This window comes from Halocola ammonii (assembly GCF_049334165.1).
Lineage (GTDB): Bacteria > Bacteroidota > Bacteroidia > Flavobacteriales_D > Sanyastnellaceae > JBEGHD01.
In genome coordinates, this window is sequence record NZ_JBEGHD010000004.1 from 182,461 (window position 1) to 200,354 (window position 17,894).

Consider the following 17,894-nt stretch of genomic DNA (forward strand, 5'->3'; position numbering starts at 1 on the left):
CTGAAATTTAAAATTTTACCTTTGCAAAAAATTGATTTGTCAGGTTTTGCCGCATTTTTGGCCCACGGTACAATCATTGATCCCTGGTGAATCAGCAAATAACAAAAAGCAATTTTTTATGAGTCAAGTAAAAGAAAACGACACTGTAAAGGTGCATTACACCGGAAAGCTTTCAAACGGGGAGGTTTTTGACAGCTCTGTAGATCGTGAACCACTAGAGTTCACTCTCGGTCAGGGACAAATCATCCCAGGGTTCGAAAAAGAACTGATCGACATGAAAGTGAATGAAAAGAAAACTTTTGAGATCAGCTCTGATGATGCTTACGGAGATGTAAGAAAAGAACTGATTCAGGAAGTGCCTAAAGACAATCTTCCGCCAGACATTAAGCCTGAAGTAGGAATGGGTCTTGTTTCGAAAACTCCTGAAGGACAGGAAATGCGCCTTACAGTACAAGAGGTAAAAGACGATGCTATCGTTGTGGATGCCAATCACCCATTGGCTGGAAAAGACCTCGTTTTCGATATCGAAGTTTTGGAAATTAAGTAAGCAGACAACTGCATTAACATAAAAAAGCCTGATGGAAATTCCATCAGGCTTTTTTTGTAGGTCATTATCATAGGAGCTTAAATTGACTTAGCTGCTTCCCAGTATTTGTCCATTTCTTCGAGGGACATCTCCCCCATTTTTTTGCCGTCTTTGGCAGATTGTTCCTCGAGATACTGAAATCTGGAAATGAATTTTTTATTGGTTCGCTCCAGCGCATCGTCTGGATTGATGCCTTTGAACCTGGCAAAGTTGATCAAGCTGAATAAAACATCGCCAAACTCCTCCTCCATTTTCTCCGACCCTTTGTCTGCCTCTTCTTTAAACTCATTGAGCTCTTCCACCACTTTCTCCCAAACCTGGCTGTCTTTTTCCCAATCGAAGCCTACTCCCCTGGCCTTGTCCTGAATGCGGCTTGCTTTAACAAGAGACGGAAGCGAGTTAGGAACTCCTTCCAGAACAGATTTCTTTCCCTCTTTAAGCTTGAGCTTTTCCCAATTGGCTTTCACCGTTTCTTCATCATCGGCTTTCACATCCCCATAAATATGAGGGTGACGAGAAATCAGCTTGTCGCAAATGGCGTTGAGTGAGTCGGCAATATTGAAATCATTTGTTTCAGAGGCGATTTTCGAGTAAAAAACCATGTGAAGCAAGATATCACCAATTTCCTTCTTGATCTCTTCCATATCCTTTTCAAGGATGGCATCGGTCAGTTCGTAAACTTCCTCGATGGTGAGATGCCGCAGGCTGTCCATGGTTTGCTTTCGGTCCCAGGGGCATTTCTCCCGCAGGTCGTCCATGATGTTTAGCAGTCGCTCAAAAGCTTTCAGTTTCTCGTCCATGATCTCAAATTTTTGTCAAAGATAAAGTTTGCACAAGAGACTCTGCCAACTAAACGGATTAGACTAATATCTTTGAGCCATGATTAGCTGGATGTCCAAACTCTCTTTTCTACTCTTGGGACTGTTACTGGGAATGTCGCTTTTTGGGCAGACAGATAGCAATCAGAAAGTGACCTCGAAACTTTCATTGAGTGCCGCCCCTCAAGGTGGTTTTGTGATTGCTCACCGAGATCAAATGCGGCACCTTATTCAGGGACACACATCCGGGATCACACTTTCAATCGAGAAAGAACTCAACGGGTCAAAGTCATGGCACCAGCCTTATCGGTACCCGACTCTCGGTTTTGAATTGTTTGCCGCAAATCTTGGCAACCCCACCCAGATGGGAAATGCCTATAGCGGCATGAGCTACATCTTGCTGCCACTTAATAAATCTGAAAAATTTAGAATCTACATTAAGCCAGGTATTGGAATCGGTTACGTGACAAAAATCTACGACCCTGAAACCAACTCGAAGAACTTCGCCATCGGATCGAAGATAAACGGTGCTGTGATGCTTGAGTCCGGATGTGAAATCGTGCTATCCAACCGACTCAAGATATTTCCGGGCATTAGGTTGACACATTTTTCGAATGCGGCTTATCAAAAGCCCAACCTAGGCTACAATGTCCCTTCAGTTTTTGTGGGCGTGAAATGGACCGCTCGCGAAGGAAACAGAATTGAAACCGACTCTGACCCGACAGAGCCTTCCCCTTACCTCCTATCGGTTTATGGAGGCTTTGGAGTGAAGGAAAACTTCCCGCCAAAAAGTGGAAAGCGTATGACCTATACTCTGAGTAGCATGATCGAAAAGAGAATCTCTTTAAAAAGCTCGTTGGCCGTGGGGCTCGATGCATTTTACAACGGAGGTATCGAAGATCCCGATGCAGAGTTGAATCAGCCAACACCGTCAAGCAAGAAAATACTCGTTGGAGCTTTTGGAGGTTATGCTTTTCACCTCCACAGATTTAGGATTCTTTTGCAAGCCGGGCTCTACATTCATGACGAATACAAAAGAAACGGCATTCTCTACAATCGGTTTGGCTTGCGATACAAGATCACAGAAAGACTCGAAGCTGGATTGCATTTAAAAACTCATATAACAGTTGCCGATCATTTTGAGCTGGGGCTCGGTTACAGATTTTAACAAATGAAGCAAAGTGTTTTTTTCATAGCGATGATTCTGCTAACTGCTAGCTGCAATAAGCCCGATGCACCAGACTGCTTTACACGTGCAGGTGACGTTGCCCAAGAAACGCGAACCCTGGAAAATTTCACCAGAATCGACCTCCACGATCTCATTGAGCTTACCATTGTTGAAGATACCAGTGCGACTTTTGCCATTGTAACAGCCAATGAAAACCTTCTCGATAAAATTGTGACGGACGTAGAAGCAAACGTTCTCACTATTGATAATGAAAATACCTGCCGGTTTGTGAGGAGCTTTAAAAACAAGGTGTCCATAGAGCTACACACTTCAGATCTCAGTGCTCTCATCAACTACGGCCAGGGAAAAATTCAATCGACCAACCAACTTAAAACGGATGTCTTCTTTTACGAGCAGAACCACGGGGTTGGCGATGTGGACCTCTCGCTTGAGGCGGATTCGGTGAGTGTGATTTGTCACACCGGAATTGGAAACATAAAGTTGACAGGTACAACGCAAAAAGTGGGTTTGTTCAATGGTGGATATGGTGTGATAGACGCCAGGTACCTCCAGTCTGAGCAGGCTTTTGTAAACAACTCCTCGGTCAATGACATTTATGTAAACTTTTCGGAATACCTCTTTGCCTCAATCAGTTTAGATGGAAACATCTACTATTCAGGCCCATCTGCTAATGTGGAGCCAATCATTCAGGGAAGCGGTGAACTTATCCCTCTCGATTAGATTTTAACCGAAAGAAGGTATTAAATTTGCAATCAGAAAGGACAGATTATGAAGTTAGTATTGCTCACCATAGGATTATTACTTTTAGCTTTTGCTGGAATTGCAATCAAAATTCTTGTGAAGAAGGACGGTAAGTTTGCCGGCACTTGCGCCAGCAACAACCCGATGCTTCAAGAAGAAGGAGCCTCTTGCTCAGTGTGTGGAGCGCGTCCCGAAGAAAAGTGTCAGGGTGATAAGGATACAGCTGCGGCCTAGTTCCTACTCTATTTTTTGGATCACTTTTTCCATTCCCTTGCTGGCGAAAGTCTCCCAGTTGCCGTCCTGGTCGTAGATCAGAAATACCTCCAGGTCTAACCCTGGATTCGCTCTCAAGAAGTCTTTCGTCTTTTCAACTCCCATAACCATAAACGCTGTTGCATAGGCATCTGCAGTCATGCATGAGGGTGTCATCACTGTTGCGCTTAGCAATGAGTGTTGAACAGGCCAACCGGTTTTAGGATCGATAGTGTGAGAGTACTTTATCCCATCTTTTTCATAAAACTTCCGATAGCTTCCAGAAGTGGCGATTGAAGTATTGTGCAATTCTACAATGGCTTCGAGTTCTCTTTTCTCAGCATTTTCAATAGGTTTATCGATACCGATGCGCCAAAGAGAGCTATCTGGTTTAATGCCTCTACAGGTAACCTCACCGCCAATCTCAACCATGAAATTTTCGATGCCGTCCATAAAGAGATAATCGGCAATCACATCTACCGAATATCCCTGAGCGATGGCGTTGAAGTCGATCTTTGTTGTAGGAACCCCTTTTCTAATCCAGGTAACTTTGTAGAGATGCTCCTTCTCCACTTCTATCATTTCGATGTGGCTCGGAGTAAACCCGGTAAACTCCATAATTGAGTCCACCTTCTCCTGGGTCATTTCCTGTCTGTTTTCTAGTCCAAACCCATAGGCTTGCACCAGAGGATAAACTGAAGGGTCGAAAGCACCATCAGTTTTTCTCCAAATCTCGCGGGCCACTTCGAACACCACGCTCATAAACTTCGTGGAGTCGTAAAAAGCGAAAACAGTGTCTGTTCTTGTGAAGTCGTTGATTTGATTGATCAGCGAGCCTTCGCGGTAGGTCGACATGCCTTTGTCGAACTCCAATAGAATAGAGTCAATTTCGGACTTGTAATCTTTATCAGTGCCCCAGTAGGAAACTGAGTATGTGGTTCCTTGAGCCTCCCCGTTGAGCGTAGTGATCTCGCTTTCTACTTCGCTTTGATTTCCCGATGACTTTCCTCCATCGCCACAGCTAGATACTAGTATTGCGAATACAGCAAGTGCAGAATAAACAAATGAAAACTTTATTCTCCGATTCATACCATTCGAGTTTATCGATCGATGCAAATGTCGCATAATTGTTGCCGGACATTCAAATCGTAGATAAACATTTTAAAAAATTACTAACCTCAAAAATACTGGAGATACCTTTAGTTTTATTTCAAATGGCCATTGCGAACAAGTAACCGAAAATATTCAGTGTTAACCCTACGATCGTTACGATTCCCATATATTGAAACATTGCCTTCAAGTTAGAGAAAGACTCATCCATTTCATGTTGATCGATTCGTCTAATTGCTATCAATGCTTTACTGGAAAACCTGAAAAGAAAGAATACAGGAAAGAAATATACCGCAGCCAGAACCAGGTAAATAATAGTGAATACAAGACCACCTAATTGGTTGATTCCAAAACCACGTCCTATCGCAGAAAAGCTATTTCCAACCCAAAATGCTAAGAAAACCATCAGAGCAACACCTATAAATCCGACAATCGACAGAAACTTTGCCCATTTGGCTGCTGATTGCAAGTAATCGAGTGTGTAGCTTGTGAGACCAATTTCTGTGTTGAACTTAGAGTCGAGAGTAGAATCTTCCATAGATAAATTTGTTAAGGATTAAATTTTTAGGAAGCCCAAAATAGAAATAATCTGATAAGACAAACACTTTTAACCTAAGCGTAATACAAATCAACATCTCGATCGACCCACGACATCAAATCCGGCAGAGTGATTTTTTCTGAAGACACACGCTCAACCACTTTATCCAGATTAAAAAACCGGTTGGACCGCCTCTTCTCTACTCTTACCATTTCGCACCCGACAGTGCGCGCAAGAAAATGACGCCATCTTTTTTCTGTGTTGGTAAAACCGCTATCGCAAATGATTAGAGCTGACTCATGAAAATAGGAGTCAATCAATTTGTGAAACGACTTCCTCTCTACATCAATTTTCGCATCGCCTTTAAAACCGTGGCTTTCCAACTCATTTCTAAATCGCTTGGAAAGCTGTTCGATATCCTTCTCATTGGCTCTTTGATCTAAATCGAGCAATAGCCCACGAATTTCGAGACCGCAATTTATAGCTCTTTCGGCTGCCTGCTCGGCTACAAAAGTGAAGTTTTCGTCATTACTCAGGTTAAGCAAAACCGTTACAAAGCCACTCTCTCGCTGGGGTTGGCGGTTAATTTTGTATCGATTGTACTTGAGTTGAGCTCCCAACATAAATTTCGTGGTATTGTGAAATCAAAAAATAAGCAGAAAACTGAAGTGTAGTTCTATTTTTCTGTTAAATCTGATGCTAACTTTTTGTCCATTCATGGATGCTCAAACTGTCAGAATTGCCGCCAGCATTCTTTCAATGGGTCATGCCCTGCCCCTTTGTCACAGACAAAAGCGATGGCACTGACTTTGACAGTCACGGAATGTTTACAAATCGAAAATCTGAACAAAACCGAAATAATCAATGGAAAAAGGAACGATTAACGTACAGACGGAAAACATTTTTCCGATCATCAAAAAATTCCTCTACTCCGACCACGAGATATTTTTGAGAGAGTTGGTGAGCAACGGAGTGGATGCCTGCCAAAAAGCAAAAACGCTTGGCGACCTTGGAGAACTTAAGCCCGAATCGGAAGACTTTCAGGTGGAAGTAATCCTTGACAAGGATGCTAAAACCATTACCATCCGTGACAATGGAATCGGGATGACTGAGGAAGAAGTTGAGAAATACATCAACCAAATTGCATTTTCTGGCGCAGAAGAGTTCGTTCAGAAATACAAAGACGAGGATAAGAAAAACGCCATCATCGGCCACTTTGGACTTGGGTTCTACTCTTCTTTTATGGTCTCCGAAAAAGTGGAAATCATCAGCTTGTCGCAAAGAGAAGGCGCAAAAGCCATTCACTGGTCGTGCGATGGATCTCCAAACTACACGATAGACGAAATTGAAAAAGAGCACAAGGGAACAGACGTGGTGCTGCACATCAATGAAGACTCAGAAGAGTTTTTGGATGAATCGCGCATCAGTGGAATTTTGAACAAATACTGTAAGTTCTTGCCGGTTCCTGTGAAGTTTGGAACAAACGAACGCACAGTTAAAGAAAAAGACGAAGAAGGAAAAGAGATTGAAGGCGGTAAAGAAGAAAAGATTGTTGAAGACAACATCATCAATAACACAACTCCGGCCTGGACAAAGTCTCCAAGCGACCTGACTCAGGAAGACTACGACAGTTTCTATCGCGAGCTGTACCCAATGAATTTTGAGGACCCGCTCTTCCACATTCACCTAAATGTGGATTACCCTTTCAACCTGACAGGAATTCTGTACTTCCCGAAGCTGAAGAACAACATTGAAGTTCAGCGGAACAAGATCAACCTCTACAGCAATCAGGTTTTTATCACAGACAATGTAGAGAACATCGTACCTGAATTTTTGACACTGCTCCACGGTGTTATCGATTCACCAGATATTCCTCTGAACGTTTCGAGATCTTACCTCCAGGAAGATTCTAACGTGAAAAAGATCTCCAGCCACATCACCAAAAAGGTGGCATCGAAGCTGTCTGAGATGTACCGAAAAGATCGCGAAGACTTCGAAAAGAAATGGGACGACATCGAGATTTTCATTCACTATGGAATGCTTAGCGATGAGAAATTCTACGAGAAAGCAGAGTCATTCACTCTCTTCAAAAACACTGAGGAAAAGTACTTTACCTTCGATGAATTGAAGGAAAAGATCAAGGACACTCAGAAAAATAAAGACGGGAAAACAGTGGTGCTTTACACCAACAACATGGAAGCGCAGCACAGCTACATCGAGACGGCCAAAGAGCGCGGCTATGAAGTGCTCGTTCTCGAAAGTCCGCTGACGAGCCACTTGATTTCAAAGCTCGAAAGCAAACACAGCGACTTCCAGTTTGCACGAGTTGATGCCGACACTATCGACAAGTTGATTCAGAAAGAAGACAGCCTTCCATCAAAGCTTTCAGAAGAAGATCAAAACACTTTGAAGCCAGTGCTCGAAAAAGTTGCCGGCAAGGAGAAGTTTGATGTTCAATTTGAGAGCATGAGCGAGAAGGATGCTCCTATCTTGATTACTCAAAGCGAGTTTATGCGAAGAATGAAAGAGCAGCAAATGGCCGGAGGTGGCGGAATGCACATGTTTGGTCAGCTTCCTGAAAAATACAACCTCGTGGTAAACTCCAATCACAAGCTCGCTCAAAAAATGTTGAGCGAAAAAGACGATGCTAAAAAAGAGCTTTTGGCAAAACAAGCTGTAGATTTGGCACTACTCGCTCAGGGATTGCTCAAAGGAAAAGCGCTCACAGACTTTGTGAAACGCGAAGCAGAGCAGCTTGCTGAGTAATCAATTGACAAACATTAAAATCAAACAAAATGAATAAAACAGTAGCTGTACTTCTCAGCATTGTAGGAGTAATCGGGTTGATATTTTTGATCTTTTGGCTCTGGGCAGCCAGCGTGCACGACAGTGCCGTTCAGTACCAGGAACAAGTTGACAAAGAGTGGAACGATGTTCAGGCCACCTACCAGCGTAGGGCCGACCTCATTCCAAACCTTGTGAACACCGTGAAAGGTGCTGCAGAGAATGAAAAAGAAATTCTCACCAGAGTAACCGAAGCTCGTGCTGGCATTGCCGATGCAAAAACTCCTGGAGAAATCGAATCTGTCGGTCGCAAGATCAACTCGACCATCGGGTTGGTTTTTGAACGCTATCCGCAAATTCGATCCACTGAAAACTTCGCTCAACTTCAATCTCAACTTGAAGGGACAGAGAACAGAATCAACGTGGCCAGGCAGCGATACAACGAGTCGGTGAGCAAGTACAACAGCTACATTCGGGGCTACTTTAAGAAAACGGCTCTTTCGTTTACCGAATCTCCTGATGACAACTTCACTACTCGTGAAGGTTTTCAGGCCGATCCGGGTTCAGAAGATGCTCCCGAAGTGCAGTTTTAAGTTTTAATAATTCAGTGAGGGTAGCCAAAAGCTGCCCTCACTTCTTTACACCAAAAACCAACGGACTATGAGTGCGAGCAATTTTTTCACTGACGAAGAAGTGAAATCTATAAAAGATGCTATCCGGCAGGCGGAAAACACAACCAGTGGCGAAATCCGACTTCATCTGGATAAGCGATGCAAGGAAGATGTTCTCGACCACGCTGCCTTTCTTTTTGAAAAACTGGAAATGCACAAAACTGATAAGCGAAACGGTGTTCTCTTCTACCTCGCTTACGAAGATCACAAATTCGCCATTCTCGGTGATGCAGGCATCAACAAGGTTGTTCCAGATCATTTTTGGGACGACATTAAAGACGAAATGGCAGAGCACTTCAAAAAAGGTGAGTTCACTCAGGGACTCAGCAAAGGAATTGCCCGCGCAGGTGAACAGCTCTCTAAGAATTTCCCGGTGAAAAAAGACGATGTTAACGAACTCTCAGACGATATCTCCTATGGCTCTTAAAAAACAATTCCACTACATCAGGCTCATTGCACTGGCAATTTTTATAGGGCTATCGCTTAGCTTGTCAGCCCAGGACTGCCCTCCAAAGAGCACAGGCAAACTTGTTAATGACTTTGCAAACGTTCTTTCCAGTGGCGAAGAGCAGCAGCTCACCAAAAAGCTCAATAGCTTCGCGAGGGAAACCTCCAACCAGATTGTGATTGTTACTCACCCGGATTTTTGCGGTGACGCACCTTACAACTTTGCGACTGAAATCGGGCAAAACTGGGGCGTTGGCCAGAAAGATTTGGACAACGGTGTGGTGATCGTTTTCAAACCGAAAACTGCAAGTTCAAAAGGCGAAGTATTCATCTCTCCGGGAATGGGGCTCGAAGGTGCAATTCCGGATGCCACGGCAAAAATGATTGTGGACAACGAAATGATTCCGCACTTCAAGCAGAAAAATACCTTCAAAGGTCTTAATGCGGGGGCGGACATGGTGATGAAGTTTGCCAAAGGCGAAATTAATTCACAAGCCTACACCGAAAATGTGGGTAAACGTGGTCGTGGAAAAGCCATTTTTGCCATGTTTTTCATGCTGGCCATTTTTGTTCTTGTCTTTTTGGTTCGCGCCAAAAGAGCACGCAGTTATGCCCGCACCAACGACCTCGGATTCTGGGCTGCCTTTTGGTTAATCGGCAGCAGCAGTGGCCACGGAGGTTACTACAACAACTTCTCTTCCGGCTCAGGTGGCTTTGGAGGAGGCGGAGGCGGCTTCGGTGGTTTTGGCGGAGGCGGCTTCGGAGGCGGAGGTGCCGGTGGAAGCTGGTAAGTCTCTCTCGATAAAAACAATCACCTGAAAAAATAATTATTAGACTATTAAATTAATTCCTATTAAAATGCTGCCCTTTTGTCTCGACTCCGCTCGACAACCGGCATTCGCGCGTTGGCCGATTCTCGAGCGCTTGTGCTGAGCACAGTCGAAGTAAAGTCGAGAGATGTGTGAACGGAGGAATCAAAATGAATTTCAATCGGAATTAAATCGATAATTAGTAAGAGTTAATAAGAGTTTAAAAAGAGGTTTAGAAAAAACAAATGGCAAAATATGTAAAGTGGATAGGCGGAGCAGTTGGTTGGGCCATGGGTGGACCCATTGGCGCGGCACTGGGGTTTGCTCTTGGCTACATGTTCGAAGACAATTCACTGGCCGTGAAAGGTCAGCAAGACAGTCGTCAATCCAGAAACTACAGCAGAAATTATCAGCAATATCGTCACAGAACCCAGCCAGGCGACTTCGCCTCTGCCCTTTTGGTGCTTTCGGCTACCATCATGAAAGCTGATGGCAAAGTGATGAAGTCGGAACTGAACTACGTCCGCGATTTTTTTGAAAAACAATTTGGACCGGCAATGGCAGCTGAACAGGTTGGTTTGCTTCGCGAAATCCTCAAAAAGCCGATTCAGGAGAGAGCTATTTGCGAGCAGATCCGCTACAACATGGAGCACCCGATGCGATTGCAGTTGCTCCACTACCTCTTTGGAATTGCACAGGCAGACGGGAAAGTGGATTCTTCGGAAGCTTCGGCCATCGAGAGAATTGCCGGTTACCTGGGAATCAGCGCAAAAGATTTTCAATCTATCCAGGCCATGTTTTACAAAGACGTTGGCAACGCCTACAAGGTGCTCGAGATTGACAGCTCGGCCAGCGACAACGAAGTGAAAAAAGCCTACCGGAAAATGGCGATGAAGTACCACCCAGACAAATTGAAGAACCTGGGCGAAGAGCACGCCAATGCAGCGAGAGACAAATTTCAAAAAGTCACTGACGCTTACGAAACCATCAAAAAAGAGCGCGGCATTAAATAAACAATTGAAGACTAAAACTCTTACATCATAAAATCTAAAGATCTATGTTTCAGGACGCACTAAAAAAAATGCAGGCACAGGTAGAAGAGTCTAAAAAGAGACTCGAATCTGTGATTGTGGAAGGAAAATCAGAAGGCGTTGTGGTTGAAATGACCGGCAACAGAAAAGTTCGCGACATTAAAATTGACGATGAACTTATGGACGACAAAGACAGTCTTCAGGATCTCCTCCTTGTTGCCACGAACCGAGCACTCGAGGAAGCCGAAAAGGTTTACGAAGCGGAAATGGCTTCTTCAGCGCAAAACATCATGCCCAACTTCCCGGGAATGTGATCTGGCTATGAGCAGGTTTTCGAAAAAAGAACTTCGCAAAGAATACAAAGCAAAAAGACAGGAACTCTCAGACAATGAGCGGGAGAAACTGAGCGAGCAAATTGCCGAAAAGCTACTCACCGAATTCGACTGGAAGGACCACTTTGTTCATGTTTTCATTCCCATCGCCAGATTCAACGAAGCCGACACCTGGCCGCTGATCCGCAAGTTTTGGACGATGGCCGGGATCAGAGTTTCCACTTCAGTGACCGACTTTGAAGGCGACACGCTGCGCCACTTCGAAATTTTCGACACCACCCGATTCAAAAAAAGCTCCTGGGGAATTGACGAACCCGAAGACGGAGAAGAAATCGACCCGAAAGAGATCAACCGGGTTTTGATACCACTCCTGGCCTTTGACAAACAAGGTTACAGAGTTGGCTACGGCAAAGGCTTTTACGACAAGTTCCTCTCCATGTGCAATCCTAACACCGAACGAATCGGAATTTCCTTCTTCCCTCCCATCGACCAAATCGAAGATGTTGCCGACCACGATGTGAAGCTGACAAGTTGTGTGACGCCTGACGGGATTTTTAGGTTTTAGGTTCGTTATCAAAAGTTAATCTTGAAAAAGGAATTCAAGAAAATAGAAACTGCTTGTCTGACAAAACATGTTCTAAGTTGAAGGAAGAAGAACTCAGAAACCGACTCGTTAAATCAACCGAAAAACTGATCTTACTCTCACAAGACTTGGTGTCCAATTCTTTGTCTGGTAACACCAAATTTCTAATTGAACCAAATGACCGTACTGAAAGTGAACATTTGAACGAAAAGGAAATTCAGAAACTCCATGAATTTAATCAGCTGGAAGGACAACTTTTTGACTTTGATGAAACATCCGAATTATTGGTTGATGAAGGAATAGTTCCACTATGGGTTAATTCCGAAATAGTTCATTCAACAAAAGAAAGAACAGTAGTCAAACTCATTTGTAGCCGAAGGTTACGTGAGGAGGGAGAATTAAATAATCTGGTAAGTGAATTCCCACCGTTCCAACCCTTGTTTTCATTACCTCCGTGGTTTCAAGTAGGAAAGAAGTTCGACATTAATTGGAGACATCAGAAATTTAAACGCTTGTGGTATTCTTTAACATGGAAGCTGAGACATAAGAGTATGCAGCGTCAGCGATAATTATGATTAAACACAAACCAATTTTAGCTTTTGCATATTTGTGGTAACTCATCATTTTGAACTATGAAAGATTTCGAATTGAAAAGCGTCATTTCAGAATTAGAAAGGCGAAACGTAAAAGATGAGGCTTATTTCGGTTTTTATCAATATGGTGGAGCACCAGATGAAAGTTGCATAAAAGCTAATCGAAAGGGACTGGAATTATTTGCAGCTGAAATCCTGAAAGCTGCTACTGAATCTTATAACAGAAAGTTTGACAAAGGCAAAGCTGAAACTACAGGGTTGGATCTAGATTGGATAGATGAAAACAGTGATTTTTTCTTTGACCACGTTGAGTTAACAAATAAGGATAAACAACCAGGAAGTAAATCATTTCCTAAAAATGAAGAAAACTGGAAAGGTAAGATGGTAATGTTTGGCTTCATCGGAATTGGAATAGGTCTTATTGCACTTGCTATCATTGGGATCGGAACAATTGTGAGTTGGCTCTGATAAAGATGATTTAAAATCAAATCAAAGATTTAAGCATATACTGATTGCCAAACTGATTTACATTTTTGAAAAAACCAGAAACTATGGGAATACTAAATCGAATATTCGGTAAGAACAAGACGGCTGCGAAACCATCTTTAAAGTATGACGATAAATCTAATCTGGATGAACCCTATGGCATTGATAAAGATCGTGCTCATCAGAGGGCAATTCAACTGATTCCGGAAGAATTCTTCTGGTCCAATTTTGATGAATTAGCTCCCTTTGGCTCTGATGAGGGTGATATGGCCTTAGCAGAATTCCGAGAGTGGAGAACCAGAAATCCAAAGTCAGAAACATTGGATTTCTTGAGACTGACAATTGAAAACTTAACTGACAAGGGTTTATCAGATTACAATCAGAAAGTTTTAGATGAATCATCTGTCTCTCCTCAGGAGGACCTTCATCAAATATTTATTGTTGACACTTCTGTCATCGCCACCGGGTTTGCCCAATTGGTAGATGAAGGAAAAATTGATAACAAGAATAAACCAATAGTTGAGTTAGCTTTAAAAAGACAAAAGCTATACGCTACAAAATTCTATGAATGGCAGAACACAGATGAGTATCTGAAAAATCTTGTTGTTTTAGAAAGAGTTCTGAAAGAGGCATAAAGATAAAATCTTGAATTCATCCCAACCCCAAACTCTTTTGTAATTCCTGACCGGGAATAAACTATTTTTGCAAAAAATTTCTTCATGACATTATTTCAAGAGCTCGGGCTAAAACCTGAAATCGTTCAGGCTGTAGAGCAACTCGGATTTGAAAAACCTTCAGAAATCCAGTCCAAAGCCATACCTCCCCTTATTGAAACTCCGCAAGATCTTATAGGACTTGCACAAACAGGAACAGGAAAAACAGCTGCATTTGGCTTGCCGCTGGGCCACCTTATTGACTTTAGCAAAAAACATGTTCAGGCGGTGGTGATCTGCCCTACGCGTGAGCTTTGTAATCAAATTCACGCTGACTTTACTACGTTCCTCCAGTTTACCGACAATGCCAGAGTTGTAGCCATTTATGGTGGTGCAAGCTTTGGTGAGCAATTGAAACAGCTTGACAAAAAGCCGCAAATCATTGTGGCCACTCCCGGAAGGTTGATGGACATGATGAACCGTAGAAAAATCGATCTGAGCAGAATCGATTACTGCGTGTTGGACGAAGCAGACGAGATGTTGAACATGGGCTTCAAGGAGGATATCGATGAAATTTTGTCGCAAACCAATGAAGACAAAAAAGTGTGGTTGTTCTCTGCAACCATGCCACCCGAAATCGCTCGTATCACCAAAGAATACATGACCAACCCGCTAGAAGTAACAGCGGGAACAAAAAACTCAAGTGCCGAAAATCTCGAGCACCACTACTTCATTGTTGATGGTCGCCAGCGATTTACAGTGCTTAAAAGAACGCTTGACTTTTGGCCTGACATGTACGGATTGGTCTTTTGCCAAACCAGACGTCAGGTTATCGAAGCAGCCGAAAAGCTCGCCAAAGCAGGTTATCCTGTGGATGCTCTTCACGGAGACCTCTCTCAGATGCAGCGCGACTCAGTGATGAAAAAATTCAGAGAGCGCTCGATTAAAGTTTTGGTGGCAACAGATGTAGCCGCTCGTGGAATTGACGTGGACGACATTACTCACGTTGTTCACTACACGCTTCCTGACGAAATTGAAAACTACACCCACCGAAGCGGTAGAACGGCACGTGCCGGAAAATCGGGTATGTCGATCGCTCTGGTGACGCCTCGCGAAACAGGCAAGATCAAAGCCATCGAAAAGAAAATCGGCAAACCGATGCAGCATTCAAAAGTGCCTGCAGGTGATGAAGTGCTCGAAAGTCAGCTGGTTCACTATCTCGATAAATTGATTGAAGTGCCGCTCGGTCAGAAAAACGTTCAGCCCTGGCTAGAACTGGCTTACGATGAGCTTGCGCAGTTTTCGAAGGAAGAGTTGATTGAAAAACTAGTTGCCCACCAGCTGAGCGACATCATGGCCGATCATGCCGATGCAGCTGACCTTAACCGCAAACCAGCCGATTCGAAGCAGGAATACTACGGCAGCGACAACGATCGATTCCAGACCGTTTTCATGAGCCTCGGAAAACTCGATCAGTTCGACAAAGGTTCGCTTTTGAGATTTATCTGCGATAATGCCGGTATCACTGGTGAGCACGTTGGTAGAATTGATATCAAGCGCGAGTTTAGCTTTGTCGACATCGATAAGGACCAGGCTCAGAAAGTAGCCAAGGCACTCTCTGGACTCAAGATCAAAGGCCGCTCGGTGAAAGCCGATATTTCGGACAAAGGCCCTGGCAAACGAAAAGGCGGTGGCGGTGGCCACAAAGGAGGTTATAAGGGAAAAGGAAAGGGAAAAAAATCTTTCGATAAAGGCGGTAAAGGGAAACCTAATTTCCGTGCGAAGAGAAAAAATTAGTTACTTCAGTTTTTTTTAAGCCCTCTACTTTTGGGGTTTTGAACCTAAACTGAACGTAATGAAGAAGTTCCTCAGAATTTTCTTGTGGGTCGTGTTTTTCGCGCTGATACTGGCAGGAGGAACATGGATCTACCTGGCATCGATCACTCCAAATTACAGCGGAGAAGTACAGCTCAATACGCTGGACAAAGACTCCAAAGTAACTTTTGATCAATGGGGCATTCCTCACATCGAAGCCGAAAGCGAGGAAGATCTCTATCGAACTTTTGGCTACGTTCACGCCAGTGAGCGGCTTTTTCAAATGGAGCTCATGCGAAGGGTTGGCAGTGGCACTCTCTCCGAAGTACTGGGAGAAGACCTATTGAATGCGGATGTTTTGTTCAGAACTCTCGGTGTTCCAAGAATAGCCAGAGAAAATGCAAACCGCATTGAGCAAAATCATGCAAATGAAAAGTACTTCCGTATGCTTCAGGCGTATCTGGATGGAGTAAACAGCTTTATTGAAAACGGCCCAAAACCCATCGAATTCAGTTTGATGGGCATTCCTAAAAAGAAATTCACCACTTACGACATTTATTGCATTGCCGGCTACATGGCGTTCAGCTTTAATCTGGGTACTCGTACAGACCCTCTCGTGAACAGCATTTACCATCAACACGGGGAAAGTTATTTGACCGACCTTGGCTGGTACGATGTCGATACTGCATTTGTAGACACCATCTACAATCGGAACTTCAAAAAGTATTCTTCCATTTCCAGCGAAGTACAAACGATCATAGACAAGCTACCGGTAGTGCCATTTATGGGTAGCAACGGCTGGGCGATTTCAGGAGATAAGACAGAATCGGGAAAAGTGATGCTTTCTAACGACACGCACATTGGCTATTCGCAGCCCGCAGTTTGGTATGAGGCTCATCTCTCCTGCCCTAATTTCGATTTCTACGGAAATTTCCTGGGTGGAATTCCATTTGCACTTGTTGGCCACAATCGCGACATCGCATGGGGTTTGACAATTTTGGAAGAAGACGACTGTGACTTTTATCGCGAAACATTCGAATCTGAAAATTCAAACCGCTACAAAAGCCGTAGCGACTGGCTCGATGCTGAAGTTTTCACCGACACGATCAAGGTAAAAGGCGCCAACGACACCATCATTCAAACCAAAGTAACGCACCACGGTCCTGTAGTGAACGGAGCTTTCGATCAGATTTCTTCTGACCAACCGGTTTCCTTTTGGTGGAACTACCACAAGTTTGAGAACGACCTGTTGAGTGTTTTTTATGAAATCAACCACTCGCAAAACCTGGAGAACACTCAGAAGCAAGTGAGTCGGATTCACGGGCCGGGACTTAACTTCATTTATGGTGATGGCGATGGCAACATTGCCTGGTGGGGCGCCACTCGCCTGCTCGACCGACCGGATCATGTGAAGGGCAAGCTATTCCTCGATGGAGCATCCGGAAACGATGAACCACTCGGTTACCTACCTTTCTCAATGAATCCGCAGCAGGTGAATCCTACATCGGGGTTTGTTTACTCGGCAAACGATCAGCCGCAACTGCCGGATTCTTCCTTTTATCCGGGTTACTACAAACCAAAGCAAAGAGCGCTTCGGATCAGGCAGCTGCTTGACCCTGTAAATGACTGGAACACCGAGAAAATGAAAGATGTGATCACTGATGTGACTTCACCGATCGACTCAGATCTGTCGAAATATCTCTATGAGCAACTTCGCGGTTCTGGAGACTTTTCACCTGAAGAAGCACGTGCCTTGAGCCTGCTGATTTGGGATGGCGATCATTCTATCGAAAACACCTCTCCCTCACTTTACTATAGATTGCTCGAGCGAATTATCCACGGAGCGCTTGCTGATGAACTTTCGGAAGATGAGTACAACCTAATGCTTAAAACGCACCTGGTGAAAGGAGCCTACCCGAAGCTTCTCAGAAACTCAGAGTCTATTTGGTGGGATAATGTAAATACTTCTGAAAAAGAAACCAGAGAGGAAATCCTCAGAAAGGCTTATGCAGATGCAGTAGAATCTCTGGCAAATCAATTTGGTGATAATCCCGAAAACTGGACCTGGGGCAAGCTACACACATTGGAGCTCGAGCACCCTATTGGGAAAGTAGACTTATTAAAACCTTTCTTTAATGTCGCTCCCGAACCCACTCAAGGCGGCTACGAAACAGTGAATCAGGCCGATTTTCTGCTGGATAATGACGGAAAGTTTCAGGTGAAAGCCGGTCCGCAGATGCGCATCATCATCGATTTTGAGGACATCACTAAATCGTTGAGCATTTCTCCAAGTGGACAGTCCGGACACTTTTTTAGCGACCACTACTCCGACCAGGCCGAGATGTATCGCAACGGTGAGTTCAGAGAGCAGTTGATGAAAGTTCCTGATGAAAACACCTCAATAAAGTTTTTCAGAGCAAAGTAAATTGCTTCAGGATTTCGTATCTTCATAGCTT

The 17,894-nt window shown here is 43.9% G+C and carries 20 protein-coding genes; 16 read left to right on the top strand and 4 right to left on the bottom strand.

The genetic code is table 11. From position 1 onward, the window contains the following. Positions 1 to 118 precede the first annotated feature (118 nt). Positions 119 to 547 carry an FKBP-type peptidyl-prolyl cis-trans isomerase gene (locus tag ABHV44_RS05845; protein WP_459073729.1) on the top strand — a complete coding sequence of 143 codons (429 nt, stop codon included), beginning with the start codon at positions 119 to 121 and terminating at the stop codon, positions 545 to 547. Between the two features lie 77 nt (positions 548 to 624). Here ABHV44_RS05845 and mazG read toward each other — a convergent pair whose 3' ends face one another. Continuing rightward, the gene (mazG, locus tag ABHV44_RS05850) at positions 625 to 1,386 is read right to left on the bottom strand and encodes a nucleoside triphosphate pyrophosphohydrolase (RefSeq protein ID WP_459073730.1); all 762 of its coding nucleotides are present in this window, start codon (positions 1,384 to 1,386) and stop codon (positions 625 to 627) included. Positions 1,387 to 1,465: 79 nt separating this feature from the next. Here mazG and ABHV44_RS05855 point away from each other — a divergent pair, with 79 nt between their 5' ends. Genes ABHV44_RS05855 through ABHV44_RS05865 form a run of 3 tightly spaced genes read left to right on the top strand, consistent with a single transcriptional unit; the run spans position 1,466 to position 3,568 of the window. Then, positions 1,466 to 2,572, top strand: a complete 1,107-nt coding sequence (locus ABHV44_RS05855) for an acyloxyacyl hydrolase (RefSeq protein ID WP_459073731.1) — start codon at positions 1,466 to 1,468, stop codon at positions 2,570 to 2,572. Between the two features lie 3 nt (positions 2,573 to 2,575). Then, positions 2,576 to 3,313, top strand: a complete 738-nt coding sequence (locus ABHV44_RS05860) for a GIN domain-containing protein (protein ID WP_459073732.1) — start codon at positions 2,576 to 2,578, stop codon at positions 3,311 to 3,313. Positions 3,314 to 3,361: 48 nt separating this feature from the next. Further along, the gene (locus tag ABHV44_RS05865; protein ID WP_459073733.1) at positions 3,362 to 3,568 is read left to right on the top strand and encodes a membrane or secreted protein; all 207 of its coding nucleotides are present in this window, start codon (positions 3,362 to 3,364) and stop codon (positions 3,566 to 3,568) included. 3 nt (positions 3,569 to 3,571) lie between these two features. Here ABHV44_RS05865 and ABHV44_RS05870 read toward each other — a convergent pair whose 3' ends face one another. From ABHV44_RS05870 to ABHV44_RS05880, 3 genes are all read right to left on the bottom strand, one after another. Further along, a complete protein-coding gene (locus tag ABHV44_RS05870; RefSeq protein ID WP_459073734.1) occupies positions 3,572 to 4,675 on the bottom strand; it encodes an FAD:protein FMN transferase in 1,104 nt (367 codons plus the stop codon). A 121-nt stretch (positions 4,676 to 4,796) separates the two neighbouring features. Beyond that, positions 4,797 to 5,234, bottom strand: coding sequence for a hypothetical protein (locus tag ABHV44_RS05875; RefSeq protein ID WP_459073735.1), 438 nt, complete (start codon positions 5,232 to 5,234; stop codon positions 4,797 to 4,799). Positions 5,235 to 5,308: 74 nt separating this feature from the next. Then, positions 5,309 to 5,857 (bottom strand): hypothetical protein, encoded by a 549-nt coding sequence (locus tag ABHV44_RS05880; RefSeq protein ID WP_459073736.1) that lies wholly within the window; start codon positions 5,855 to 5,857, stop codon positions 5,309 to 5,311. Positions 5,858 to 6,098: 241 nt separating this feature from the next. Between ABHV44_RS05880 and htpG the strand changes: the two genes are divergently transcribed. From htpG to ABHV44_RS05940, 12 genes are all read left to right on the top strand, one after another. Further along, on the top strand, positions 6,099 to 8,000 hold the full coding sequence (htpG, locus tag ABHV44_RS05885) for a molecular chaperone HtpG (protein ID WP_459073737.1): 1,902 nt from the start codon (positions 6,099 to 6,101) through the stop codon (positions 7,998 to 8,000). Between the two features lie 29 nt (positions 8,001 to 8,029). After that, positions 8,030 to 8,611: a LemA family protein gene (locus ABHV44_RS05890; RefSeq protein WP_459073738.1), complete on the top strand. Its 582-nt coding sequence runs from the start codon at positions 8,030 to 8,032 to the stop codon at positions 8,609 to 8,611. 67 nt (positions 8,612 to 8,678) lie between these two features. Then, the gene (locus tag ABHV44_RS05895) at positions 8,679 to 9,116 is read left to right on the top strand and encodes a TPM domain-containing protein (protein WP_459073739.1); all 438 of its coding nucleotides are present in this window, start codon (positions 8,679 to 8,681) and stop codon (positions 9,114 to 9,116) included. Continuing rightward, the gene (locus tag ABHV44_RS05900) at positions 9,106 to 9,927 is read left to right on the top strand and encodes a TPM domain-containing protein (protein ID WP_459073740.1); all 822 of its coding nucleotides are present in this window, start codon (positions 9,106 to 9,108) and stop codon (positions 9,925 to 9,927) included. Before ABHV44_RS05895 ends, ABHV44_RS05900 begins: the two co-directional genes overlap by 11 nt. Positions 9,928 to 10,190: 263 nt before the next feature. Then, positions 10,191 to 10,958 (top strand): TerB family tellurite resistance protein, encoded by a 768-nt coding sequence (locus ABHV44_RS05905; RefSeq protein ID WP_459073741.1) that lies wholly within the window; start codon positions 10,191 to 10,193, stop codon positions 10,956 to 10,958. A gap of 44 nt (positions 10,959 to 11,002) precedes the next feature. After that, the gene (locus ABHV44_RS05910; protein ID WP_459073742.1) at positions 11,003 to 11,290 is read left to right on the top strand and encodes a YbaB/EbfC family nucleoid-associated protein; all 288 of its coding nucleotides are present in this window, start codon (positions 11,003 to 11,005) and stop codon (positions 11,288 to 11,290) included. Positions 11,291 to 11,297: 7 nt separating this feature from the next. Next, the gene (locus ABHV44_RS05915) at positions 11,298 to 11,873 is read left to right on the top strand and encodes a 5-formyltetrahydrofolate cyclo-ligase (protein WP_459073743.1); all 576 of its coding nucleotides are present in this window, start codon (positions 11,298 to 11,300) and stop codon (positions 11,871 to 11,873) included. Positions 11,874 to 11,950: 77 nt separating this feature from the next. Then, positions 11,951 to 12,460 (top strand): hypothetical protein, encoded by a 510-nt coding sequence (locus tag ABHV44_RS05920; RefSeq protein ID WP_459073744.1) that lies wholly within the window; start codon positions 11,951 to 11,953, stop codon positions 12,458 to 12,460. 63 nt (positions 12,461 to 12,523) lie between these two features. Then, positions 12,524 to 12,952: a hypothetical protein gene (locus tag ABHV44_RS05925; protein WP_459073745.1), complete on the top strand. Its 429-nt coding sequence runs from the start codon at positions 12,524 to 12,526 to the stop codon at positions 12,950 to 12,952. Positions 12,953 to 13,017: 65 nt separating this feature from the next. Beyond that, entirely contained in the window at positions 13,018 to 13,605 is a 588-nt protein-coding gene (locus tag ABHV44_RS05930; protein ID WP_459073746.1) for a hypothetical protein, read from the top strand. A gap of 84 nt (positions 13,606 to 13,689) precedes the next feature. Next, complete coding sequence (locus tag ABHV44_RS05935; protein ID WP_459073747.1) at positions 13,690 to 15,420, top strand: DEAD/DEAH box helicase; 1,731 nt, start codon at positions 13,690 to 13,692, stop codon at positions 15,418 to 15,420. 58 nt (positions 15,421 to 15,478) lie between these two features. Continuing rightward, positions 15,479 to 17,863, top strand: coding sequence for a penicillin acylase family protein (locus tag ABHV44_RS05940; protein WP_459073748.1), 2,385 nt, complete (start codon positions 15,479 to 15,481; stop codon positions 17,861 to 17,863). Positions 17,864 to 17,894 lie beyond the last annotated feature (31 nt).